This is a genomic window from Nocardia sp. CC227C (assembly GCF_030767025.1).
In the GTDB taxonomy this organism is placed as follows: Bacteria; Actinomycetota; Actinomycetes; order Mycobacteriales; family Mycobacteriaceae; genus Nocardia.
Map to the genome: position 1 here is coordinate 289,436 of NZ_JASITE010000008.1, position 23,200 is coordinate 312,635.

The following is a 23,200-nucleotide window of genomic DNA, read 5'->3' on the forward strand; positions in this document are numbered from 1 at the left end:
TCCCACCGCACACACCGACCCCCCGCTCGCGCATTCCGGTGGCGACCGGCAGGATGGCGAGCGTGTTGCGCAGCTTCCAGGTGTCGAATCACAGGTCCCTCGCCGAACCGCAGGAATTGCGGCTCACCCGCGGCAGCGGACCGGTCGCCGTTCCGGTCACCGCGGTGCACGGCGCGGCCGCCACCGGCAAGACCTCGCTCGTCGACGCGCTCTGGCATATGCGCGACGCGGTGCTGAACTCGGTCACCGGCTGGGACCCGTTCGCCGGTCCCATTCGCAGCCCGCATCTCGGATTCCCGGACCGCCCTTCGGAATTCGCGGCCAACTTCGTGGCCGAGGGCTACCCGTACACCTACGGCTTCCGGCTCGACAATGCCGATGTGACGGCCGAATGGCTGTACACGCATCCGCACAACCGCAAGCGAATCGTGTTCGAACGCAACGGAACCGATATCCGCGTCGGCCCCATGTTCGAGGCCGCCCGCTACGGCATCGGCGCACTGGTGCCGCTGGTGCGCCCGAACGCCTTGCTGCTCAGCCTGTCCGGACAGATGTACGCCGAAGCCCTGGTCCCCGCCTACCGCTGGTTCCAGTCGCTCCTGGAAGTACAACGCGGACAACAGGATCCACAGGCCATCGCACACCGCTTGGGCAGCCACATCTCCCGCTCCACCGAACACGCCGCCCGCCTGCTCACCCTGCTGCGCTCCGCCGACCTCGGTATCACCGATCTGCTCATCCCCGAGAACGACCCCATGTACGCCGACTACCTGCGCGAGCTGGACAGCGATATCGCCACCACCGCGAAGGAAGTCGACGCCGCCACCACCTCCCCCGCCCGCGCCGAGGCGCTGCTGCGCGACCACGGGCTGACCGTCACGGTGCTGCACCGCGAACTCACCGCCCTCTACGCCGCCCGCGACGCCCTCTACGCCCGCATGGTGGCCCGACGCGGCGTCGGTCTCAGCCTGGTGCACGACGGCATCGACACCCCCTTCGGCATCACCGAGGAATCCACCGCCACCCTGGCCCTGCTCCGCCTGCTCCCCCCGATCCTCGACACCCTCGACTCCGGCGGCGTGCTGGCCGTCGACGATATCGACACCCACCTCACCCCCGACGCCGCCGACCGCCTCATCCAGCTCTTCCAGAACCCGGAAACCAACACCCACGGCGCCCAATTGATCTTCACCACCCCCAACCGCCCCCTCATCGACCGCGGCAACGGCCGCTCCCAAACCAAACGCACCACGGTCTGGCAACTCCGCCGCACCCCCGAGGGCACCAGCGAACTCACGGCGCACTGAGGCACCCGCTACCCGACCCGACTACGAAACTCCGGTTGCAGTATCAAATCCGATACGGCGTCTCCGAGTTCACGTCGCGCCCACACCGCCAACCGATCGCGGATCGCAGGGTTCGCGGCGCTCTCGGCCCCTGCGAGCCACCGGCGTGCCGCCATATTCAGCAGCGCACTTCCCGCACATGACAGATCGGAATCGATCGCGTAGGCGACGAACGCCGAGGGCGTCTGGGCCTCGATCAGCTCGGGATACGACTCGAGCTCCTGCCGCAGCCGACAGTCCGAGGTGACCAACGCCTCGGACCGTGAGAATACCGCGGCGGCGACAACATCGCCTGCCATCGTGCTCGGCAGGTGACGTTCGACCTCGGCGAGCACCACCGGACTCCAGCGCGCTTCGTACAGCGCCACTTCCGCCAACGTGAGTAGGACGTCACGCAACCGAGCCGACACCAGTACATTCGCATCCAGGAAGGCTCGAAACGGCACCGTGCGCTCTTCTCAGAAGTCGTCGTCGTAGAGGGCTGCTGTACGAGAGATCCCGGCGACGTCGTCGAGTGCCCGGGCACGGTCACGTCGCCGCTGCTCTCGGTAATCGAGAACGGCTTGTAGGGGGATCCGACGGTGCGTACCGCGATACTCGGCGGCAAGCTCGCCGGAATCGACCAGGCGGCACACATAGGTGCGCGACAGACCTAGTAATTCGGCTGCCGTCGAGGTGGTCAGAAGAGCGTCGACGGGACCGATCACAACTCCCCGACCGGCGCTGAGATGCTCGAGGACGACCAACACCGCCTCACGCACGGCTGAGGGCACTCGGATGGCGACCTCATCGATGGTAATGGTCGACTCAACGGGTGCACCGCCGCGCAGTTCGGCCACAGCATTCCGCAATTCATCGCGAACCGCCTGCGAAACGTCAGCTTCCACGTGGCACACGGCCATGGTGCGGCTCCTCTCACTGGGCCCTCGTACCGCAAGGATGCGCCACAAACGACATAAATGCAACCAAGATCGTGAATACAGCCGCCCGCGCAATAGCATGGAAGGCATGTTGGAATTCGCCTTCCTTGTGATGATCGCCGGAAGTCTGGTGGCGATGGTGATGCTCTACCGGCGCGGTCGGCAGGGGAAGCCGATGGCGGGGGCCGAGAACGGGACGCTGTATGTCACGGGGGTGAGTCCGCGGCCGGATGTGCCCGGGGATCAGTACGTGACCATCAGCGGCAATATTTCGGGGCCGTCGGTGGTGGCGCACGAGACGTACGGGCGGTTCGCGTGGGATGTGAACCAGTGGCCGTCGGTGGGGGATCAGATTCCGGTCGTGTACCCGCCGGGCAAGCCGGACAGGTGGAGCATCGCCCATCCCGGCTCGCGGCCCTACTTCGGGGGCTGATCTTCAGCGGCGCGAAATGTGCGACGCCGCCGTCCTATTCGCGGGTGAACGCCTCGGGTTCGTCGGCGAAGGCGCGGGCGCAGGCGGTGGACAGTTCCAGGGCCCGACGTGCCCAGGACAGGGGTGCGCCGGACAGGCCGCAGGCGGGGGCGACCAGGATGTGGGTGGCGAGCAGGCGGCGGGGGAGGCCGAGGCGGTCCAGCAGGCGGACGGCGGGTTCGGCGAGCTCGCGCCAGGTGACCGGGGTGGCGGGGGCGGTGGTGGGGACCAGGCCGAGGGCCAGGTGGCGACCCGAGTCGAGTAGTTCACCGATACTGTCGAGATCGCGGGTGCCGATGGTGGCGAGGTCGAAACCGACTGCGGCAGCAGTGGTTCGGCGCAGGAACTGCAGGGGCGGGCGGGCGTCGCAGCTGTGAACGAGCACCGGGGCGGGCTGGGCCGCGATCACGGTGTCGAGGATGTGCCGGGCTTCCGGAGCGGGCAGGGCGCGCACGGTGTTCATGACGCTGGCGCCCCGCAGCGAACCATCGAGGACGGCGGTGAGGGACGGTTCGTCGAGCTGGACGACGACGTTCGCGCCCAGGCGTTTGCCCACCTCCGCGACATGGTTCGCGAGACCCTCCGCGAGCGATTCCGACAGGTCGCGCAGGGCGCCGGAATCGGTGAGCACGCGATGTCCGACCGGGAGTTCGACCTGGGCGGCGAGGGTCAGCGGGCCGGTGGCCTGCACCTTGACTGTGCGCCCGGCGCCCGCGAGACCGGCTGTCTCCCACGCCTCTTCGAGGGCGTCGAGATCGGTGCGCAGCAGATCGTGCGCCCGGCGGGCCACCGCGCCCGGCCGCGCGGCCAGCCGGTAACCCCGGGGCGTGCTGTCGTAGGCCATGTCCACCAGCAGCGCCGAGGCGCGGCCGATCATATCCGCGCCGACACCACGGCCGGGCAGTTCCACCAGATGCGGCAGCTCGCCGAGCTCGCCGACCACGGTCGCCGTCGCCTCGCGAATATCGGTGCCGGGCCACGAGCCCACACCGGTCGCGACACCGCCGCGCAACCCGGCGCGGCCGTCCGCCCCCTCGTCACTCATGGGATTCATTCTGCCCTTCGCAGCCGCTCACCTGTCGCACACGGTCGTGATCATCCGACCGAGAAGCCGCCCGTGCGTCCGGATCCACGATGTCCGAACGCGGAAGCAGACGCACGCTCGCAGCCCTGGTCGTCGCGGAACCCGTCTCGGCGCACGATGCCCGCGCGCCGCTCACGCCGTCGCGTCCGACACCAGTTCGGTTGCGTACGAATGCCGTTCGCGCTCGGTACCGCTGATGGTGCCGCTGCCTAGCACCTGGTCGCCGTGCTCGGCGTCCGAGCGGTACAGCACCACGGCCTGGCCGCGCGCCACGCCGGTGAGCGGCTGGCGCAGGCGGACCACCAGGCCGCCGTCGGCGGGTTCGGCCACCGCCGGGGCGGTGCCGCCGTGGGCACGCACCTGGGCCACGCACTCGATGGGGCCGTCGGGGGTCTCGCCGGAGGTCCAGATGGCGCGGTCGGCGAGCACCGTCCACACCTCGAGGTCGGCGGCGGAGCCGACGCGCACGGTCCCGGTCTCCGGGTCGATATCGGTGACGTAGCGCGGTTTGCCGTCGGCGGCCGGTCCGGGCAGGCCCAGGCCCTTGCGCTGGCCGATGGTGAAGCCGTGCACGCCTTCGTGGTCGGCGAGCTTGGTTCCGTCGGCGTCGAGGACGGCGCCGGGCCGGACGCCGATCTTCGCGCCCAGGAAGGCGCGGGTGTCACCGGAGGGGATGAAGCAGATGTCGTGGCTGTCGGGCTTGTTCGCCACGGCGAGGCCGCGCGAAGCGGCCTCCTCGCGAATCAGCGGCTTGGGGGTGTCGCCCACCGGGAACATGGCCCGCGCGAGCTGCTCGGCGGTCAGTACCGCCAATACGTAGGACTGGTCCTTGTCGGCGTCCACGGCGCGACGCAGCACCCCGTCGGCGAGGCGCGCGTAGTGCCCGGTGACCACGGCGTCGAAGCCCAGCGCCACCGCGCGGTCGGCCAGCGCCGAGAACTTGATCTTCTCATTGCAGCGCAGGCACGGATTGGGGGTTTCCCCGGCGGCATAGGACGCGACGAAGTCGTCGATCACGTCCTCCTTGAACCGGTCGGCGAAATCCCAGACGTAGAACGGGATTCCGAGGACGTCGGCGGCGCGGCGCGCATCCCCGGCGTCCTCCTTGGAGCAGCAGCCGCGCGATCCGGTGCGCAGTGTTCCCGGCGCGGTCGACAGCGCCAGGTGCACGCCCACGACCTCGTGTCCGGCGTCGACGGCGCGGGCGGCGGCCACCGCCGAGTCCACGCCACCGCTCATGGCGGCCAGTACACGCATTGCTAGTAGCCTCCCTTCGCATGCGGGGTGGAACCGACGCTCGCCAGTCCGGCGGCCTTGGCCCGCTCCACCACCTGTGGCAGCGCCGCCAGTACGGCGTCCACATCGGTATCGGTCGAGTCGTGGCCCAGCGAGAAGCGCAGCGAACCGCGCGCCAGCGCCGGTTCCACGCCCATGGCGAGCAGCACGTGGCTCGGTCCGGCCACGCCCGCATTGCAGGCCGACCCGGTCGAACATTCGATTCCGGCCGCGTCCAACAGCATCAGCAGTGAATCACCCTCGCAGCCGGGGAAGGTGAAGTGCACATTGCCGGGCAGCCGCCGCTCCCCCGTCGCGCCGTTGAGCACCGCGTCGGGAACCAGCTCCCGCACACCGGCCACGAGACGATCGCTCAGCCGCGTCAATTCGACGGTGCGGGAAGACATTCCGCGCACGGTCTCCCGCAGCGCGGCGGCCAAGCCGACGGCTGCGGGCACATCCGAGGTGCCCGAGCGCAGATCGCGTTCGTGCCCGCCGCCGTGCACGATCGGCACGCACGGCACGGTGCGTCCCAGCAGCAGCACGCCGACGCCGTGCGGTCCGCCGACCTTGTGTCCGGCGAAACTGGCCGCCGACAGGCCGCTGGCCGCGAAGTCCACCGGCAGCTGCGCCGCGGCCTGTACCGCGTCGCTGTGCATGGGCACGTCGAATTCCTGCGCCACCGAGGACAGTTCGACGATCGGCTCGACGGTGCCGACCTCGTTGTTGGCCCACATGACGCTGACCAGCGCCACTTCTCCGGCATACGATTCCAAGGCGGCACGCAGCGTGCGCGCCGAGACGACCCCCTCGGAGTCGACCTCCAGCCACGTCACCTCCGCGCCCTCGTGCTGCTCCAGCCATTCGACGGCGTCCAGCACGGCATGGTGTTCGACGGCGCTCACCAGTATCCGGTTGCGCCGCGGCTCGGCGTCACGCCGCGCCCGATAGATCCCCTTGACGGCGAGATTGTCGCTCTCGGTCCCCCCGGAGGTGAAGATCACCTCCGACGGCCGCGCCCCCAGATTCGCCGCGATCGACTCCCGCGCCTCCTCCAGCAGCCGCCGCGCCGCCCGCCCCGACCCGTGCAGCGACGAGGCGTTCCCCGCCGTCCCCAGGACAGCCGTCATCGCCTCGACGGCGACCGGGAACATGGGTGTCGTGGCCGCGTGATCGAGGTAGACCGTCTGGGCACCGACCGGACCCGGGAAAGCCGACTTCATGACCGTACAAGGATAGCCGTCGACCGCGCGCCGATATTCCCGGCGTCGCCCGCCTGGGCCACCGCACCACCGGACCGTGCCCGCGGTCCAGCGGTTTCACCGGTGCACCGGAACCGGCGCACACCGCTCCCGGTCGATCGAGACCTCCCCCGGGGGATAGGCGGACCGCGGGGTGGGTATCGGTCAGGTGAGGGCCCGGCGTCGCGCCCGGCGCGGCATCGAGCCCAACCGAAGGACGAAGAGATGAGTATCAGGACTGCGCGGATCGACGAGGACATCGCCGTGGCGGTGTACAGGTTTCCGACCGAGCACGTAGAGGCCGATGCGACGCTGGAATGGGACTGGACCACCGCGGTGGTGGTGCGGGTCGGTGCGGGCGGTGAGTTCGGGCTGGGATGGACGTACGGGTCGCCCGCGACGGCGGAGGTCGTCTCGGTGCATCTGGCCCCGCATCTCGGCAACAAGTCGCCGTTCGATATCGCCGAATGCTGGCGGACCATGCATCGGGCCTGTCGCAATATCGGGACGAAGGGAATCGCGGCGCTGGCGATCAGCGCGGTCGATATCGCGTTGTGGGATCTGAAGGCCCGATTGCTGAACGTGCCGCTGGCCACGTTGCTCGGTGTGACACGGGAACGGGTGCCGGTCTACGGGTCGGGCGGGTTCGTCAATCTGCACGAGGATCAGCTGAGCGAGCAGGTGGGCGGATGGCTGGCGGCGGGCTGCCGGGCCGTGAAGATCAAGATCGGCGAAGGGCGTGGCGGCCATGTCGAGCGCGATCTCGAGCGGGTGCAGCAGGTACGCAAGCTCACCGGCCCCGACGTCCGCATCCTGGTCGACGCCAATGGCGGCTACACCCGGGGCCAGGCGCGGCGCGTCGGCCAGGAACTGGATCGGCTCGGCGTGGTGTGGTTCGAGGAGCCGGTGACCAGCGACGACCGCACCGGCCTCGCGGCGGTGCGGGACGCGGTGCGCTGCGATGTGGCCGCCGGTGAATACGTCTACGACTCCTACGACGCCGCCGCGCTGGTGGACGTGGTGGACTGCCTGCAACTGGACGTCACCCGCTGCGGCGGCTACACCGGCTTCCTGCGCGGTGCGGCGGTCGCGGGCGCGCACGGGTTGGACGTGTCGGCGCACTGCGCGCCGTCCCTGCACGCCCCGGTCGCCGGGGCGGTGACCGACCTGCGCCATATCGAATGGTTCATCGATCACGCTCGCCTGGAACCGCTGCTGGTGGATGGCGTACCCGAGGTGTCGGGCGGTGAGCTCGCGGTACCCCTCGACGCGCCCGGCCACGGCATGCGGATCGCCGCGGCGGCGGCCGACTACCGGCTGCGGTGACTCCGGGATCGGGATGCCCGGTCGTCACGCAACTCATCCGGACCGTCGCCAGGAGGCGTTACGGGGCGGTGAGGGGTTCGGTGCGGTAGGCCGTGTGGAGGGCGTCGAGGAAGGGCTGGGTGGTGGGGATGTCCACCGTGTCGATCCTGTGAACGAGGATGCCGGGGGTCCAGGAGTTCATGACTACGGCTCCCCGCAGGTCCGGGAGATCGGCGGGAGTTACGACCTCGTCGCGCTGGGGGATTCCGAGGGCGGCGAGTTGACGTCGGACTATGCCCATGGTGGTGCCGGTCAGTTTGTGGGCGACGGGCCACACCACCGCGGAACCGTCCCAGAAGGCGAGATTCCAGATCGATGCCTCGCTGAATCCGCCGTGGCGGTCGAGGAAGGCGGCGTCGTCGAAACCGGCGGCGGCCGCGCGGCGCAGCAGATGTGTTTTGGCCACCTCACCCACGTGCTTCACCGCCGGCAGGTACCGCTCGTGTTCGAAGGTCATGAGCGACAGCGGACCCTGCGGACCGGAAGCGGGCGGTGCGGTGCGAATGACGACCGAGGGCTCGGTACCGGATCGCGCCAGCGTGAATTCGCCCTCGGGTGAGTAGACGGTGGCCATCAGCGAGACGTCGGGGGCGCTGGCCGCCAATGCGGTGCGCAGGTGGGAACGCACTCGCTGCTCGGGCAGTGCCGTGCCGAACAGCTCCATCGAGGCGCCCCGCAACCGCTCCAGATGCAGATCCAGGCCCCGAATGCGACCGCCCCGCACCTGCATGGCCGTGAAGTGCGCATGTCCGGCGAAAGCGAGATTCGCCAACTGCTCACCGGTGGTGGCCTCGCCGTCGTGATGGAGGACGAAGGCGGTGGTTTCCGGACGCGTATCGGCCAGGAACGATGGTGTGGACATGAGACTCCCAGTAGCACAGCGGTTTCATCGAGCGTGACCTCTACCGTGCGCCAACCGGCGATTCGAAACAATGACGCGTCGCGTAACCAGCGTTTAGCTTCGCTCAAGTTGCCGGTTCGACCGCACCCGCCACACTCCTGGTCCCCGCCCCCGGCGTTTGGCGGCGTGACGGCCGGGCATCTCGGCGGTGAGGCTTGTGCGTCGTCGGCCGAGACATCCCAATCCCGAGGAGGAGAACTGCGGTTCGTCGGGCGGGAAAGAGAGCGCAGTAATGGCCGAGCAACGGCTGCCCACGCTCATTGATCTCGACGATACGGATCTGACCTTGCGAGATCCGGCCTACGACATCGGGAATCGCACCGTATTCGACAGCGAGGGAACGGAGATCGGGGAGGTCGACGGGCTCGTCATCGACGAGAGCGAGCGGCGGGTGCGGTTCATCCGGATCGGATCGGGCGGGGTGCTCGGGATCGGGCAGACCAAGCGCCTGGTGCCGGTGGAGGTGATTGTCGGGATCGAGGGGAAGTCGGTCCACATCGATCGCACCAAGCAGCACGTCACCGACAGCCAGCCCTACGACCCGCCGCTCGTCGACGCCCCCACGTTCTACGAGACGCTCTACGGGCAGTACGGGTACCCACCGTTCTGGGGGGCGGGGATTAGCCGCTACCCGACGCCTTGACGCGTCCACCCCACCACGACCGCGATAGTCGGTCGGACATCCAGGCCGACGGGGTCGGCGCGAGGCGGCCATCCCGGCGCACGCGGCGAGCACGGCGGACCCGGCACGGCAGCCCCGGCACGATTCCGGCCGGGCGGATGCTCGAAGGCTTTCGCGGAGACGGCCGCGTAGGTCGCTCGGCCAGCGGGTGCCGTGCGGTGATCGCGGCCCGATTCAGCTGTAGGCGACGCTCACCGCGGCGTGCGGCACCGGTTCGGACTGCCGCGGTGGTGTCACGCGCTGGTCGGCAGGATGCGCGGCCCAGGCGGTCGGCTCCGCCTGCGCCAGCTCCGCCTGGAGTTCGTGAATCAGCCCGGCGGCGATGCCCTGGTTGGGATGGTCGTCGTGCAGGGCCCGCTCACAGCGCAGTGCGAGGTCGCGGCGGTCGGTGCCGGGCAGTTCGAGCGGCTGCAGGACCACCTCGGCGACGACGCCGCGTGAGCGCAGGACGCGGCGGATGGAATCCATCAGGGTGTCGATGCCGACGAAGCCGGGGATCGTGGAGAGTTCACCCGCGCGGTCCTGATAGCGCACGCGGATCGGCTGCACCGGTGTACCGGCGTCGACGGCGGCCTGGAAGAGGGCGGGTCGCATGCGTCCGCGGCCACGACCGCACCAGGTGGTGCCCTCGGGGAAAACGCCCACGCGCTCACCGGATTTCAGGCGTCGCACCATCTCCTGCACCACGGTGGGCAGGGTGCGCAGATTCTCCCGCTCGATGGGGATGACGCGGACCAGGCGGGCCACATCGCCGAGCAGCGGCCAGTTCACCAGATCGGCGCGGGCCACGAAGCTCATGGGCTGCACGGCGCTCAGCACCACGATATCGGTCCAGCCCACGTGGTCGGCGACCACCAGCAGGCCGCGGCCGAGATGACCGTCCTCGATCCGCGTCCCGGTGTCGGCGCGCGGCGCACCGGTGTCGGCGTCGTACTCGACGCGCACCGGACCGTCCCCGCGCCGGTCCACGACTCGCACGCGAATGCCGCAGCACGACAGCAGCCTTCGCGCGTAGCGGCGCTGTAGGGCGGGCCGCCAGCGGCGCGGGGTGACCAGATAGGCGGCGGGGAAGGTGGACAGCACGGCCGCGAAGGACAGGATCCGTCCGGCCACCCGCGGGGTTCCGGACTCAGCGGTGGCCTCGACGCAGTCCGGACCGCAGGGGCTCGACGGCATCCAGGCGTGCACGGGCGCGGCGGGCGGGCACGACAGCGGCGCCGAATCCGGGGACAGGAACGCGGGCATCATGGCGGATCACCGGGCCTCGAAAGTCGCCGCGGCACTGCGCAAGCGGTCCAGGTAGCGGGTGTTCACGGTGGCGAAGCCGAGCAGCGCCACGAAGTCGGCGACACCGAAATCGGGGTCGTGGGCGGGCTCGCCGCAGATCTGCGCGCCCAGGCGCAGATAGCCGTTGAGCAGCGGCGGAACCTTCGCGCGGGCGGGCGGTTCCAGCTCGTCGAGGGTGCGGCCGTCCACTTCCACCGGGCGGTACGGGTGCACGAATCGCTCCGGCCGCACCGCGTGGCGGGCCAGCAGCATGTCCCGCACCCCGCGCACGTTCACGCCGGGCTCGTCCTCGGGTGTCAGCCGCATGGGCACCGAGACGCAGCCCATCACCCAGTCGTAGCCGGTGATCTCGATGTAGTGCAGGATGCCCGCCCACATGAGACTCAGCACCGAACCGTTGCGGTGTTCGGGCACCACACACGCGCGGCCCATCTCGACGATCCGCTGCCCGTGCGGATCCAGCCCGGTGAGATCGAATTCGGTGGCGGTGTAGTAGCCGCCGGCGGCGGACACCTTGTGCGGCGGCAGCATTCGGTAGCAGCCGACGAACTCGTCGGTGTGGTTGTCGCGGACCAGCAGGTGATCGCAGTGCTCGTCGAAACGGTCGTGGTCGCGACCGGTGCCGTCGTCGGCGATGGTGAATCCGGGCTCGCCCGCGAACACCCGGTAGCGCAGCCGCTGGGCCACCTCGCGGTGGGCGGCATCGGATTCGACGACCAGGGAGTACCGGGCACGGCCCTGGGCGCGAATCGGGTCCGGTGTGGAGCACGGCGCGGCGGAGAGCAGGGCTGGATTCGACGCTGCCTTGGTGGTCATACCGATGATCAAGCCAGGCGCACACTGCGCCGGGGCAACCTCGGGATGGCGAGCCGATGCCGGTCGAGTGAACGTGATCTGGACCGCACACGGAGTTCATCCGACGGTCGCCGACCGTTCCCCACCAGGACGAATACTGGTTTCCGAGGCGGCTTTCCGCTGACGGTGAGGATGCGGAGCCTCGACGCGAAGTGCGCGAGAAGTGACAGCCTACGTCACCGCGACCGCGGCCGGTCGGCCACCCCCGCGCGGTGCCCGCACGACAGCGGCATGGTGATCCCCATGCCTGGCCCGGATCCCAGGTTCCGGGTCCCAGCTCCCGGGTCCCAGGTTCCGGGTCCCAGTTCCCAGGTCCCGGGCCCCGGACCGGGCGGCTAACGACGACCGCCCGGCGAGTACGCCGGGCGGTGCGGTATGCCGCGAAACGGTGCCGGATGCCCGCGAAGCGGTGCGATGCGGATCAGGCCGCGCGACGTTGCTCGGTGATCTCCGGCGCGGCGGGCTTTTCCACCTCGTCGAAGCCCGGTCGCCCGGTGCCGATGAAGGCCACCAGCCAGGAGAACACCGCGGCGAACCGGTTGCGGAAGCCGACCAGGTAGAACAGGTGCACCGCCAGCCAGGCCACCCAGGCGACGGTACCGGTGAACTTGATCTTGTCGTTGACCTTGGTGACCGCGCTGAACCGGCTGATCACCGCCATGCTGCCCTTGTCCCAGTATTCGAACGGGGTGGCGGCCTGCTTCTTGCGGCGGATGATGTCGGCGACGTGGCGGCCCTCCTGCATGGCCACCGGCGACTGGCCCGGGTAGCCGTTGAGCGAGGTCATATCGCCGATGGCGTAGATATCGGCGTGCCCGCCCACGGTGAGGTCGGGATTCACCAACAGCCGCCCGGCACGGTCGGTTTCGCAGCCGGTGGCCTCGGCCAGCAGGCGCGCGAATCCGCCCGCCTGCACACCGGCCGACCACACCACGGTCTCGGCCGCGATACCGCGCTCCACGCCGTCCTTGCTCTTGACGGTCACCTTGCCGAGTTCGATATCGGTCACGAAGGTGTCCAGCAGTACCTCGACGCCGCTGTCGGTGAGCGAGCGCTTCGCGTACTCCGACAGATTGCCGCCGAAGGGCGGCAGCACGGCGCCGGCGCCCTCGACCAGGGTGACCGACGCCTCCTGGTGGTAGTGCCGCTTCGACAGCTCCTTCAGCTGGCCCGCGACCTCGACGCCGGTCGCACCCGCGCCCACCACCACGAAGCTCAGCAGGCGCTCGCGGGTCGCCGGATCGGCGTCTTTCGCCATGTCGAAGACGTGCTCGATCTGGGCGCGCAGGCGCTTGGCATCGTCGATGGTCTTGAGCGAGAAGGTCTTGTCGGCGAAATCGTCACGGCCGAAGTAGGACTGGTTGGCGCCGGTCGCCGCGATGAGCTTGTTGTAGCGGATGCGCCGCAGCCCCTCGGGCGTCTCGTAGGTGAGGACGGCGTCCTCGGCGTCGATGCCGACCACCGTGCCCAGCCGGGCCTCACCGTGCTTGTGGTGACGAATGATGTTCTGGATGGGTGGTGCGATCTCATCGGAGGCCAGCACACCCGTCGCTACCTGGTAGAGCAGCGGCTGGAACAGATGCTCCGGAGTGGCCGAGATGAGAACGTAATCGATCCCCGACTTGTTCAACTGCTTGGCGGCGGCCAAGCCACCGAAGCCCGATCCGACGATGACGACATCAGTGGCTTCGATCCCCGAATCCAAGTACTGCATGACAGCTCCCTTCTGTCATGAGTAACCGTGATTCGGAACGTGATTGTTCCAAGGGTCAGGGCGCATAATGTAGATGACTCTTATCTAGTTTGATCATGAATGGAGATCATCGAGTGGAGCTGCGACAGCTGGCGTACTTCGTCGCCGTCTGCGAGGAGCTGAGTTTCAGCCGCGCGGCGACGCGCTGCTTCATCTCCCAGTCGGCCATCAGCCACCAGATCGCCCGACTCGAGCGTGACCTCGGCGTGACCCTCTTCGAACGCTCGACCCGCTCGGTGGTGCCCACCGACGCGACCACCCGGCTACTTCCTCTTGCGAAACAAATGCTGAGCCTGGAATCGGCTATTCGCGCAGCTGTACGGGCTTCCGGACCGAGAATTCGCTTGGCGGCGAACATGTCCTTCGCAACAAGATCACTGTCGGCGATCGCGGGAGCACGCGCCGCGCATCCGGGGGCCGAAATCGAATTCGTCATCAAGCCGTTCCGGCAGCGCATCCAGGCGGTGGCGGACGGCGACTGCGACCTCGCGCTCATCCGCGGCAGCGTGGACCAGCCCGGACTGACCGTGGAGAAACTCTGGGTGGAGGATCTGGTCATCGCCACCTCCACCGCCCACCCCCTGGCCGGGCGCGAGGACGTCACCTTCGCCGACCTCGGTTCGTACCCGCTGCTGCTGCCGCCGGAATCCGATCAGGTGCTGCTGCACAATGTGGTGCGCGCCGCCTTCGCCGATCTGCCCACCGGTCCGGCCTTCGGACCGCCCATCCCGCCGGACCACACGGCCACCATGGAACTCATCAATCGCCCCGACGCCTGGACCATCCTGTACGCCGACAGCCAGACCGAGGGCATCGCCACGCTGCGGCTGGCGGGGCGGCCGCTGCGGGTGCCGGTGTCGGCGGTGACCCGCAGCGACGTGCGCCGTTCCCCCATCCTGACCACGCTGCTGGCGGCCCTGCACAGCGCCTGATCGCGCCCGGCCGCGTCAGTGGTCCCGGCCGCGTCAGTGGTGGAGCGCCCCGGCCACGGCGAGGTGCAGGCGCAGATCCTCCGGTTCCTCGTCCTCGACGGCCCAGACGATCTCCTCCATGGCGCGCAGGAACGCCCAGCCGCGGGCGCGCTCCGGGTCGACACCCAGGCCCGCCGCCGTGCGCGCGACGACGCTACGGGCGTGCGCGGGGGCCGGGTCGCACTGCACCTGGATCATGATCAGGAAGCCCGCGTCGAAGGCGGCCTCGCCCAGGTATGGCTTGGGGTCGATGAGCAGCCACGGTTCACGTTCGGCCGCCACGATATTGCCGAGGTGGGTGTCGCGGTTGACCACCAGCAGCGGACCGTCCGGGACCGCCACGCGCTCGCACCAGTCCAGTGCCGACCGCCGCAGTCGCGCCGGGATCGCCTGCGCCACCACGGGTTCGGGGTCGGTGAACATCGCCATCCACTCCTGCACCATGCCGGTGGCCTCGGGCAGGGGCGGAATATGGTCGGGAACGCCGGTCGGCTCGCGGCGCAGTCGCCGGTACAGCGCGCAGGCCAACTCGATCCTGTCGACGTACTCCGGCCTGCCCTCGAGGCTCGGGAAGCCCGGCTGGTCCAGCAGCGCAGTGCCGGGGCGAGCCCATTCCAGCAGCATGGCACCGGAATTCGGGTCGAACTCGTAGAGCCGGACCGCGCCGTCACCCCCGTAGCAATGCAGTCCCCCGGCCTCGCCGATGTTCTCCGGATCGACCACCGGGATCTCGAGCACCGCCGGACTGGCGTCGGCGCGGCGCACGGGCGCGACCCAGGAGTGGGTGCCGCCCCCGAAGGCGTCGCCGATCACCTCCAGTCCCCATGCGGCACAGCATTCCTCGATCACCGTGGGCAGGGCCGCCAACCAGTGCTCCCCGCGCTCTTCGAAGATCTCACGGATGTTCTCGGCGACGTCGTCGGGCAAGGTCACCGCACCAGCATCGCATTGCACGGGCGCGGGTCGGTCATTCGACCTACTCTGACTTCGTGAGCTCCGAGAATCTGCGGGCGTCCGACGCGGACCGCGAGAAGATCGTCAGCCGGCTGCGACTGGCCGTGGACGAAGGCCGCCTCGGCCTCCACGAATTCGACGAGCGGTTGCAACAGGTCTACGCCGCCAAGACCTACGGCGAACTGATTCCGCTGACCTCCGACCTGCCCGCGCAGCGGCCCGCCCGCCGCCCGCTCCCGGCCGATTCCGACATCCCCACCTGGGTGAAGATCATGTGGACGCCCTGGGTCTTCGTGAACCTGCTGTGCGTGGTGATCTGGCTGGCGACCGGCCTCGGCTACTTCTGGCCGTTCTGGGTGATGGTGCCGTGGGGCCTGGCCCTGTTCATACCCACCACCATCGGCATCATCACCACCCGAGACCAGCGTCGCCGCGCCCGCTAGGCGCTCACGGCAACCTCACCGCCGACACCGTGCCCGATCAGCTTCCGGCGAAAGGCGTCTCGTGCACCGACCGCCACAGATGCCGCTGGCCGTCGGTCACCAGCACGGCGGTCACCCGCCGCCGTGTCGTCAGCTCCCCCACGGTGTTCGCGGCCATGAACCGCGCCACCACCAGCCCCGGCCGCCGCGCGATCTCTCCCACCTCGGACACCTCGATCCGCAAGCCCGGCTGGGCATTGCGCGCCGACCACAGCCCGGACAACAGGGTTTCCCGGTCCACCGCCTGTCCGGTGGTCACCACCGAGGTGAATCCCTCGTCCAGCGCACCGGAGATCCGGTCGAACACCTTGGGCGGCGCATCGGTGCCGAGCCACTCCGCCAGATCCCAGTGCAGCGCGGCGACCACCTCGGACAGATCGAGTTCCACCGCCGCATCGCGGTTTTCGGCGGCCACCGCCTCGGCCCTCTTGCGCCGAGGATCGAACCGACCACGCACCATTCCCCCTGAAAGCACGAATCGCCGAATCAGATCACTGACGCGACAACTGATTCGGCGAGTCGAGGGTAACTCGTCGGGCACCGACCGCCCCGACCCGCGCGGGCGGCGGGTCGGCGACGTGACGAATCACGCCGCCGACCCGCCCGCGAGAAGCGCGGAGAGGCGGATGCGCCGGGGGGCGCTCAGCCCTTGTGGGCCTTGACCGCCTCGGTCAGCTGCGGAGCGACGTTGAACAGGTCGCCGACGATGCCGTAGTCGCTGATCTCGAAGATCGGGGCCTCTTCGTCCTTGTTGACGGCCACGATGGTCTTCGAGGTCTGCATGCCGGCGCGGTGCTGGATGGCGCCGGAGATGCCGAGGGCGACGTACAGCTGCGGGGAGACCGTCTTACCGGTCTGGCCGACCTGGAACTGGCCCGGGTAGTAGCCGGAGTCGACGGCCGCGCGGGACGCGCCGACGGCGGCACCGAGGGCGTCCGCGAGCGGCTCGACGACCTTGCCGAAGTTGTCGGCCGAACCCACGCCGCGGCCACCGGAGACCACGATGGCGGCCTCGGTGAGCTCCGGACGGTCGCCGCCGACGATCGGCTCGCGGGCGGTGACCTTGACGACGCCCTCTTCCTGGGCGGGCACCTCGACGACGACCTTCTCGCCGGCGCCGTTCTGCGGGGCCGCCTCGATGGCGCCCGGGCGCACCGAGATCACCGGCACGTCGCCGGTGGCCTTGGCGTCGACGGTGAACGCGCCACCGAAGATGGAGTGCACGGCCGAGCCGTCACCGTTCACGGCGACGACGTCGACCAGCAGACCGGAGCCGATGCGGGCGGCGAGGCGGCCCGACACCTCCTTGCCCTCGGCGGTGGCGGCGACCAGGATCGCGGCCGGGGAGGCGGATTCGGACAGCCCGGCCAGCACGTCGACCTTCGGGGTCACCAGGAAGCCCTCGGCGTCGTCGGACTCGGCGACGTAGATCTTCTCGGCGCCGGCGGCGGCCAGGGCGTCACCCAGCTTGTCGGCGGTGCCGGGGGCGGCGACCACGACGGCGGCCGGGGTGCCCAGCGAGCGGGCGGCGGTGAGGAGTTCGGTGGTGACCTTCTTGGGGGCACCTTCGGCGTGCTCCACGAGCACGAGTACTTCTGCCATTGTCTTTCTCCTGAAGTTCGTAGTGCTCGGGGGCTTTAGATGACCTTCTGGCCGACCAGGTAGGTGGCGATCTGGTTGCCGCCCTCACCTTCGTCGACGATCTTCTCGCCCGCCGTGCGCGGCGGCTTCGGGGTCACACCGGTCACCTGGGTGCCGGCGTTCGCAACGCCCACGGTCTCGGGGTCCACGCCCAGGTCGGCCAGGGTGAAGGTCTGCACTTCCTTCTTCTTGGCGGCCATGATGCCCTTGAAGGACGGGAAGCGCGGCTCGTTGATCTTCTCGTTGACCGAGACGATGGCCGGGAGGCTGGCCTCCAGCTTGAACACGCCCTCGTCGGTCTCGCGCTCGCCGGTGACCTTGTCGCCGTCGACGGTCAGCTTGCGCAGGTGGGTCAGCTGCGGCAGGCCCAGGTACTCGGCGACGATGGCCGGGACGGCGCCGGCGCGGCCATCGGTGGACTCGTTGCCGGCGATGACCAGCTCGACACCCTCGATCTGGCCCAGCGCGGCGGCGAGGATGTAGGAGGTCTGCACGGCGTCGGAGCCGTGGATGGCGTCATCCTGGATGTGGATGGCCTTGTCGGCGCCCATGGACAGCGCCTTGCGGATGGCCTCGGTGGCCCGCGCCGGACCCGCGGCCAGGACGGTGACCTCGCCGCCCTGCGCCTCCTTGATCAGCAGCGCCTCTTCGACGGCGCGCTCGTTGATCTCGTCGAGGATGGCGTCGGCGGCCTCGCGGTCGAGGGTGTAGTCACCGTCGGTCAGCTTGCGCTCGGACCAGGTGTCGGGAACCTGCTTGATCAGTACGACGATGTTCGGCATTGGTCTTCGTCGACCTCCTGTTCTGGTGGCACTGGGGTGTGGCGGTCGCACGACTGCCCACATGTGTAGCTCGGCCAGGACATTACCCTACGTTAAGTTACTCGTGGGTAACTTAGGCTGTGATGTTTTGCATGACCCCCCTCCGACGCCGAGTGTGATACAGGCAACCGCTAACGTCGGACGGGTGAGCGATGCCGTTGTATCCCCCGAAGACCACGCCGATCCGCTGCCGCTGACCGGCGAGCGGACGGTGCCCGGCATCGCCGAGGAGAACTACTGGTTCCGCCGCCACGAAATCGCTTACGCCCGACTGCTACCGCGCTGCGCGGGCAAGACCGTGCTCGAGGCCGGCAGCGGAGAAGGCTACGGGGCCGACATGATCGCCGGCGTGGCCGCGCGGGTCATCGGGCTGGACTACGACGACTCCGCGGTCGCGCACGTGCGGGCCAAGTACCCACGGGTGGAGATGATCCAGGGCAATCTCGCCGAACTGCCGCTCGAGGACGCCTCGGTCGACGTGGTGGTGAACTTCCAGGTCATCGAACACCTGTGGGACCAGGCGCAATTCGTGCGCGAATGCCTGCGGGTGCTGCGGCCCGGCGGCGAGCTGCTGATCAGCACCCCCAATCGCATCACCTTCTCGCCGGGGCGCGATACGCCGCTCAATCCTTTCCACACCCGGGAACTCGATGCCGCCGAACTCACCGAACTGCTTGTCGAGGCCGGTTTCCGGGTCGATGTCATGAGCGGCGTGTTCCACGGCGCGACCCTGGCCGCACTGGACCAGAAGTGGGGCGGGTCGATCATCGACGCGCAGATCGAGCGGGCGGTCGCCGGACAGCCGTGGCCCGCCGAGCTGGCCGCCGATGTGGCGGCGGTGTCCATCGACGACTTCGACCTGCTCGCCGACTCCGACTCCGATATCGACGCCAGCCTCGATCTGGTCGCCGTCGCGGTGAAACCGTGAGCGCGAAGTCCGCGGTTCCGGGCCAGTTCACGCTGGTCCTGCACTCGCACCTGCCCTGGCTGGCCCACCACGGGCGGTGGCCGGTCGGCGAGGAGTGGCTCTACCAGTCCTGGGCAGCGTCCTACCTGCCGGTGGCCCGGGTACTGAGAAGCCTTGCCGCCGAAGGCCGTTCGCATCTGCTGAGCCTGGGCATCACGCCGGTGCTGGCGGCGCAGCTGGACGACCCGCACTGCCTGTCCGGCATGCACCACTGGCTGGGCAACTGGCGACTGCGCGCGGACGAAGCCTCCATGAGTGGGAATACCGCACTCGGCGCGCACGAACACCGGCTCGCCACGGCGGCGCTCGCGGACTTCGAGACGCGCTGGCGACACGGGGCCTCGCCGGTGTGGCGCGAACTCATCGACGCCGACGCCATCGAACTGCTGGGCGGGCCGCTGGCGCACCCCTTCCAGCCGCTGCTGGACCAGCGGCTGCGCGCCTACCAGCTCAGCGAGGGCCTCGCCGACGCGCGACAGCGGTGGGGCCACACGCCCGCGGGCATCTGGGCTCCCGAATGCGGATTCACCCCCGGCATGGAGCGGGACTACGCGGCGGCCGGGATCTCGCACTTCCTGTGCGACGGACCCGCGCTGCGCGGTGACACCACCCTCGGGCGGCCGGTGTGGGACTCCGACGTGGTGGTGTTCGGCCGCGATCTGCACGTGTCCTATCGCGTGTGGTCGCCGAAATCCGGCTATCCGGGTCAGCCCTACTATCGTGATTTCCATCACTACGATCACGCCACCGGGCTCAAGCCCGCGCGGGTCACGGGCAAGACCGTGGCCGGGCCGGACAAGGCTCCCTACGATCCGGAACTCGCCGCCGCGGCCGTCGAACGCGATGTCGCGGACTTCGTGGAGACGGTGCGCGAACGCCTGCTCGCGGAGTCCGAGCGGATCGGCCGCCCGGCCCTCGTGGTGGCCGCCTTCGACACCGAACTGTTCGGGCACTGGTGGCACGAGGGACCGCGGTGGCTGGAACAGGTGCTGCGCGCACTGCCCGAGGCCGGGGTCACCGTCGGCACCCTCGCCGACGCCCGCGCCCGCGGCTACGTGGGCGAACGCGTGGAACTGGCCGACTCGTCGTGGGGTTCGGGCAAGGACTGGCGGGTGTGGGCCGGGGATCAGGTGCGCGATCTGGTCGACCTCGACGCCGAGATCGTGCGGCTGGCCCTGGACACCCTGGACAAGATGCGCACCGACCAGGACGGCCTGCGCGATCCGGTGGCCGACCAGCTGCTGCGCGAGGCCATCCTCACCGTCTCCAGTGACTGGGCGTTCATGGTGTCGAAGGATTCGGCCGCCGGTTACGCCCGCGACCGCGCCCATCAGCACGCCCACGCCGTCCGCGAGATCGCGGCCGCCATTTCGGCCGGGCAACTCGCCAAAGCCCGGCGGTTGGCGGCAGGATGGAGCGCGGCCGACGGACTCTTCCCGGCGCTGGACGCGCGCCGACTCGGCCCTGCCGCCCCGGCGGGGGCGACGGCCCCGGAGGAGGCAGCTTGCGTAACCACGTAGGGGTCCGCGGACGCCGCACAGTTACAGAAGGACCCCGATGAAAATTCTGATGGTGTCGTGGGAGTACCCGCCCGTCGTAGTCGGCGGGCTGGGCCGCCACGTCCACCACCTGGCCACCGAACTGGCCGCCGCCGGACACGAGGTGGTGGTGCTGGCCCGGCGGCCCATGGGCACCGACGCGAGCACCCACCCCACCCACTCCTTCGTGGAGGACGGCGTCCTGGTGGTGGCGGTGGCCGAGGATCCGCCGTGCTTCGACTTCGGCGAGGACATGCTGGCCTGGACGCTGGCCATGGGGCACGCCATGGTGCGGGCCGGGGTGGCGCTCACCAAACCCGGCATCGGCGAGGGCTGGGCGCCGGATGTGGTGCACGCCCACGACTGGCTGGTCGCGCATCCGGCCATCGCGCTGGCCGAGTTCTACGACGTGCCACTGGTTTCCACCATTCACGCCACCGAGGCCGGGCGGCACAGCGGCTGGGTGTCGGGCCGGGTCAATCGGCAGGTGCATTCGGTGGAATGGTGGCTGGCGCACGAATCCGACGCGCTCATCACCTGTTCGGCCTCCATGCGGGAGGAGGTGGAGCGCCTCTACAACCCCGAGCGCACCCCGCTCGCCGTCATCCGCAACGGAATCGACGTGGGCGCGTGGACATTCCGCGAGCGCGCTCCCCGCTCGGGTCCGCCGCGCCTGCTGTACGTCGGCCGCCTGGAGTACGAGAAGGGCGTGCAGGACGCCATCGCCGCCCTGCCCCGCATCCGGAAAGCGCATCCCGGAACGACGTTGACCATCGCCGGGGTCGGCACCCAGTTCGACTGGCTGCGCGAGCGCGCCCGCGCGCACCGGGTGGCCCGCGCCGTCAACTTCGCCGGCCGCCTGGACCACACCGACCTGCTGGGCTGGCTGCACAGCGCCGACGCGATCGTGCTGCCCAGCCGCTACGAGCCGTTCGGCATCGTGGCGCTGGAGGCGGCCGCCGCCGGCACCCCGCTGGTCACCTCCACCGCGGGCGGCCTCGGTGAACTGGTGACCGACGGCGTCACCGGCGCGTCCTTCGCGCCCGCCGACGTCAGCGGCCTGGTCGACGCGGCCCTCTCGGTCCTCGACGACCAGCCCGCCGCCCAGGACCGCGCCTGGGCCGCCCGCGAACGCCTCACCGCCGACTTCGCCTGGGACGTGGTCGCCGCCGAAACCGCCCTGGTCTACCAGGCCGCCAAACGCCGCGTCCGCACCCCGCTGTCCCGCCCGGTCATCATGGAACGCCCACTGCCGGAACGCGATCCGAACCAGCCGTACTGACACCGACGATGCGCGCGCCGCTCCCGTGCGCGCACCGGGTCACCGTAGCGAACAGGTGCGCCCGGTCCCGGCGCCGACCGAGACGAGCGCCACGCCGACAGCCGCGGCGATTCAGCGCAGCACACCGGCCGCGCGGGCGGCGGTGAGCCACGTGGGGAATTCGCCGAGCAGCCGGGAGTAGAGTTCGGCATCGTCGATGCGGTCGATATCGTCGACCGCGAAGAACCCCGCATTGTCGACCACGCGGCCGTCGAGTTCGTCGAGGCTGCGCAGCAGACCGTAGTCGGCCCGCCCCAGACCGACGAACTGCCAGAACACGGGCAGCCGGGCGGCTTCGCGCATCAGGCGTGCGATCTTCGTTTTGTCGGAGAAGCCGCCGTCGGTGAAGAACAGCACCAGGGTCGGCGCGTCGCCGGGGCGCAGCGTGGACATGATCTCGCTGATGATCGGGACCTCGGAGTTCACCGCCCCGATCGGCTTGTAGTCGATACCGCCGTGCGTGCCGTAGACGTGCAGATAGGTCTGCGACCACGACTCGGCCTGGTCCACCGTCACATTCGGCAGTCGCAGAAAGGATTTGGCGTACAGGTACGGTTCGAGCACACCGTCGTCGTCGAGCTGGACGGCCACCGGGATCATCCGCCGCACCACGCGGTGCACGACCTTGTCCCGGTAGAGCCGATGCATACTGCCGGTCTTGTCGATCACCAGCACCACCCGGGCCCGCTCCGTCGCGGCCTGCTTCACCAACAGCACCTTGGCGACTTCGCGCTTGCTCAGGTCCAGCCGCCGCCGCTCGTCGGCCGACAGCCGCTCCTCACCGGGCACCGAACGCACCACCGGCTGCTCGGCGGCCTCCGGCGCATCGTCCACCGTCACACCGTGATCGGTGACCAGCGCCGCGAAACCGCCCGCGTACCCCTGCCCCACCGCTCGCACCTTCCAGTCCGGTCCGCGCCGGTAGAGTTCCAGCGCGATCACCACGGACTCGCTGGTCAGACCCTCGATCGTGTACTCGTACAGCGGATTTCCCGCCGCATCGCGCACGCTGGCCGAGGGCGCGCCGTGCCGTCCGAAGGTGTCGCCCGCATCGCCGAGGGTGAGCACCACCCGCACGGCGTCCACGTCGGCGGGCACCGCGCCGAGCGAGAACGACAGCTCACCATCGGCTCCCGTCAACCGCACCCCCGGGCCCTGTGGCTGATTGAAGAACACGAAATCGGCGTCCGAGCGCACCTGCCGTCGCGAGGTGAGCAGCAGCGCCGCGATATCGGCCGCGGCGTCGGTGCGCACCGCGACCGTCAACTCCGCGACCGGCAGCGCCGCGTTCTGCCCCTTCATCAGTGCTCGAGCCACAACCACT

23 protein-coding genes are annotated in these 23,200 nt (G+C 69.6%); 9 read left to right on the forward strand and 14 right to left on the reverse strand.

All coding sequences use genetic code 11. The features are described from left to right. The first annotated feature begins 53 nt into the window (after positions 1 to 53). Positions 54 to 1,307 carry an ATP/GTP-binding protein gene (locus tag QMO76_RS18820; RefSeq protein WP_306362621.1) on the forward strand — a complete coding sequence of 418 codons (1,254 nt, stop codon included), beginning with the start codon at positions 54 to 56 and terminating at the stop codon, positions 1,305 to 1,307. Positions 1,308 to 1,315: 8 nt separating this feature from the next. Here the strand turns inward: QMO76_RS18820 and QMO76_RS18825 are convergent, their stop codons facing one another. Further along, a complete protein-coding gene (locus QMO76_RS18825; RefSeq protein WP_306362622.1) occupies positions 1,316 to 1,792 on the reverse strand; it encodes a hypothetical protein in 477 nt (158 codons plus the stop codon). Positions 1,793 to 1,804: 12 nt separating this feature from the next. Beyond that, the gene (locus QMO76_RS18830) at positions 1,805 to 2,248 is read right to left on the reverse strand and encodes an excisionase family DNA-binding protein (RefSeq protein WP_306362623.1); all 444 of its coding nucleotides are present in this window, start codon (positions 2,246 to 2,248) and stop codon (positions 1,805 to 1,807) included. Positions 2,249 to 2,354: 106 nt separating this feature from the next. On the opposite strand from QMO76_RS18830, the gene QMO76_RS18835 reads away from it, so the two are divergent. Beyond that, positions 2,355 to 2,699: a hypothetical protein gene (locus QMO76_RS18835; RefSeq protein WP_306362624.1), complete on the forward strand. Its 345-nt coding sequence runs from the start codon at positions 2,355 to 2,357 to the stop codon at positions 2,697 to 2,699. Positions 2,700 to 2,733: 34 nt separating this feature from the next. Here the strand turns inward: QMO76_RS18835 and QMO76_RS18840 are convergent, their stop codons facing one another. The 3 genes from QMO76_RS18840 to QMO76_RS18850 all read right to left on the reverse strand — a co-directional run bounded on the left by QMO76_RS18840 (position 2,734) and on the right by QMO76_RS18850 (position 6,320). After that, entirely contained in the window at positions 2,734 to 3,783 is a 1,050-nt protein-coding gene (locus tag QMO76_RS18840; RefSeq protein ID WP_306362625.1) for a methionine synthase, read from the reverse strand. A gap of 171 nt (positions 3,784 to 3,954) precedes the next feature. Then, entirely contained in the window at positions 3,955 to 5,079 is a 1,125-nt protein-coding gene (gene mnmA, locus QMO76_RS18845; protein ID WP_306362626.1) for a tRNA 2-thiouridine(34) synthase MnmA, read from the reverse strand. Between the two features lie 2 nt (positions 5,080 to 5,081). Further along, positions 5,082 to 6,320, reverse strand: coding sequence for a cysteine desulfurase family protein (locus QMO76_RS18850; protein ID WP_306362627.1), 1,239 nt, complete (start codon positions 6,318 to 6,320; stop codon positions 5,082 to 5,084). A gap of 243 nt (positions 6,321 to 6,563) precedes the next feature. Here QMO76_RS18850 and QMO76_RS18855 point away from each other — a divergent pair, with 243 nt between their 5' ends. Beyond that, positions 6,564 to 7,664, forward strand: a complete 1,101-nt coding sequence (locus QMO76_RS18855) for an enolase C-terminal domain-like protein (RefSeq protein WP_306362628.1) — start codon at positions 6,564 to 6,566, stop codon at positions 7,662 to 7,664. 58 nt (positions 7,665 to 7,722) lie between these two features. Here the strand turns inward: QMO76_RS18855 and QMO76_RS18860 are convergent, their stop codons facing one another. Then, positions 7,723 to 8,565: an aminotransferase class IV family protein gene (locus tag QMO76_RS18860; protein ID WP_306362629.1), complete on the reverse strand. Its 843-nt coding sequence runs from the start codon at positions 8,563 to 8,565 to the stop codon at positions 7,723 to 7,725. A gap of 271 nt (positions 8,566 to 8,836) precedes the next feature. Here QMO76_RS18860 and QMO76_RS18865 point away from each other — a divergent pair, with 271 nt between their 5' ends. After that, complete coding sequence (locus tag QMO76_RS18865; protein ID WP_306362630.1) at positions 8,837 to 9,247, forward strand: PRC-barrel domain-containing protein; 411 nt, start codon at positions 8,837 to 8,839, stop codon at positions 9,245 to 9,247. Between the two features lie 213 nt (positions 9,248 to 9,460). Here QMO76_RS18865 and QMO76_RS18870 read toward each other — a convergent pair whose 3' ends face one another. The 3 genes from QMO76_RS18870 to QMO76_RS18880 all read right to left on the reverse strand — a co-directional run bounded on the left by QMO76_RS18870 (position 9,461) and on the right by QMO76_RS18880 (position 13,142). After that, entirely contained in the window at positions 9,461 to 10,531 is a 1,071-nt protein-coding gene (locus tag QMO76_RS18870) for a lysophospholipid acyltransferase family protein (RefSeq protein ID WP_372342017.1), read from the reverse strand. Between the two features lie 9 nt (positions 10,532 to 10,540). Further along, the gene (locus tag QMO76_RS18875) at positions 10,541 to 11,389 is read right to left on the reverse strand and encodes a GNAT family N-acetyltransferase (protein ID WP_306362632.1); all 849 of its coding nucleotides are present in this window, start codon (positions 11,387 to 11,389) and stop codon (positions 10,541 to 10,543) included. A gap of 460 nt (positions 11,390 to 11,849) precedes the next feature. Then, positions 11,850 to 13,142 carry an NAD(P)/FAD-dependent oxidoreductase gene (locus QMO76_RS18880; RefSeq protein WP_306362633.1) on the reverse strand — a complete coding sequence of 431 codons (1,293 nt, stop codon included), beginning with the start codon at positions 13,140 to 13,142 and terminating at the stop codon, positions 11,850 to 11,852. A 113-nt stretch (positions 13,143 to 13,255) separates the two neighbouring features. Between QMO76_RS18880 and QMO76_RS18885 the strand changes: the two genes are divergently transcribed. Then, positions 13,256 to 14,113 carry a LysR family transcriptional regulator gene (locus QMO76_RS18885; RefSeq protein WP_306362695.1) on the forward strand — a complete coding sequence of 286 codons (858 nt, stop codon included), beginning with the start codon at positions 13,256 to 13,258 and terminating at the stop codon, positions 14,111 to 14,113. 33 nt (positions 14,114 to 14,146) lie between these two features. On the opposite strand, the gene QMO76_RS18890 is transcribed toward QMO76_RS18885, so the two are convergent. Continuing rightward, a complete protein-coding gene (locus tag QMO76_RS18890) occupies positions 14,147 to 15,085 on the reverse strand; it encodes an aminoglycoside phosphotransferase family protein (RefSeq protein ID WP_306362634.1) in 939 nt (312 codons plus the stop codon). A 56-nt stretch (positions 15,086 to 15,141) separates the two neighbouring features. On the opposite strand from QMO76_RS18890, the gene QMO76_RS18895 reads away from it, so the two are divergent. Then, positions 15,142 to 15,549, forward strand: a complete 408-nt coding sequence (locus QMO76_RS18895; protein WP_306362635.1) for a DUF1707 domain-containing protein — start codon at positions 15,142 to 15,144, stop codon at positions 15,547 to 15,549. Between the two features lie 37 nt (positions 15,550 to 15,586). Here the strand turns inward: QMO76_RS18895 and QMO76_RS18900 are convergent, their stop codons facing one another. The 3 genes from QMO76_RS18900 to QMO76_RS18910 all read right to left on the reverse strand — a co-directional run bounded on the left by QMO76_RS18900 (position 15,587) and on the right by QMO76_RS18910 (position 18,011). Next, on the reverse strand, positions 15,587 to 16,003 hold the full coding sequence (locus QMO76_RS18900; RefSeq protein WP_306362636.1) for a hypothetical protein: 417 nt from the start codon (positions 16,001 to 16,003) through the stop codon (positions 15,587 to 15,589). A gap of 227 nt (positions 16,004 to 16,230) precedes the next feature. Continuing rightward, a complete protein-coding gene (locus tag QMO76_RS18905) occupies positions 16,231 to 17,190 on the reverse strand; it encodes an electron transfer flavoprotein subunit alpha/FixB family protein (RefSeq protein ID WP_306362637.1) in 960 nt (319 codons plus the stop codon). Between the two features lie 35 nt (positions 17,191 to 17,225). Continuing rightward, a complete protein-coding gene (locus QMO76_RS18910) occupies positions 17,226 to 18,011 on the reverse strand; it encodes an electron transfer flavoprotein subunit beta/FixA family protein (RefSeq protein ID WP_306362638.1) in 786 nt (261 codons plus the stop codon). A 184-nt stretch (positions 18,012 to 18,195) separates the two neighbouring features. On the opposite strand from QMO76_RS18910, the gene QMO76_RS18915 reads away from it, so the two are divergent. From QMO76_RS18915 to QMO76_RS18925, 3 genes are read left to right on the forward strand one after another with little or no spacing between them, the layout of a single operon-like run. Further along, positions 18,196 to 18,978: a bifunctional 2-polyprenyl-6-hydroxyphenol methylase/3-demethylubiquinol 3-O-methyltransferase UbiG gene (locus tag QMO76_RS18915; protein WP_306362639.1), complete on the forward strand. Its 783-nt coding sequence runs from the start codon at positions 18,196 to 18,198 to the stop codon at positions 18,976 to 18,978. Next, on the forward strand, positions 18,975 to 20,537 hold the full coding sequence (locus tag QMO76_RS18920) for a glycoside hydrolase family 57 protein (protein WP_306362640.1): 1,563 nt from the start codon (positions 18,975 to 18,977) through the stop codon (positions 20,535 to 20,537). Before QMO76_RS18915 ends, QMO76_RS18920 begins: the two co-directional genes overlap by 4 nt. 37 nt (positions 20,538 to 20,574) lie before the next feature. After that, positions 20,575 to 21,837 (forward strand): glycosyltransferase family 4 protein, encoded by a 1,263-nt coding sequence (locus QMO76_RS18925; RefSeq protein WP_306362641.1) that lies wholly within the window; start codon positions 20,575 to 20,577, stop codon positions 21,835 to 21,837. A gap of 111 nt (positions 21,838 to 21,948) precedes the next feature. Here QMO76_RS18925 and QMO76_RS18930 read toward each other — a convergent pair whose 3' ends face one another. After that, positions 21,949 to 23,193: a VWA domain-containing protein gene (locus tag QMO76_RS18930; RefSeq protein WP_306362642.1), complete on the reverse strand. Its 1,245-nt coding sequence runs from the start codon at positions 23,191 to 23,193 to the stop codon at positions 21,949 to 21,951. Between the last annotated feature and the right edge of the window lie 7 nt (positions 23,194 to 23,200).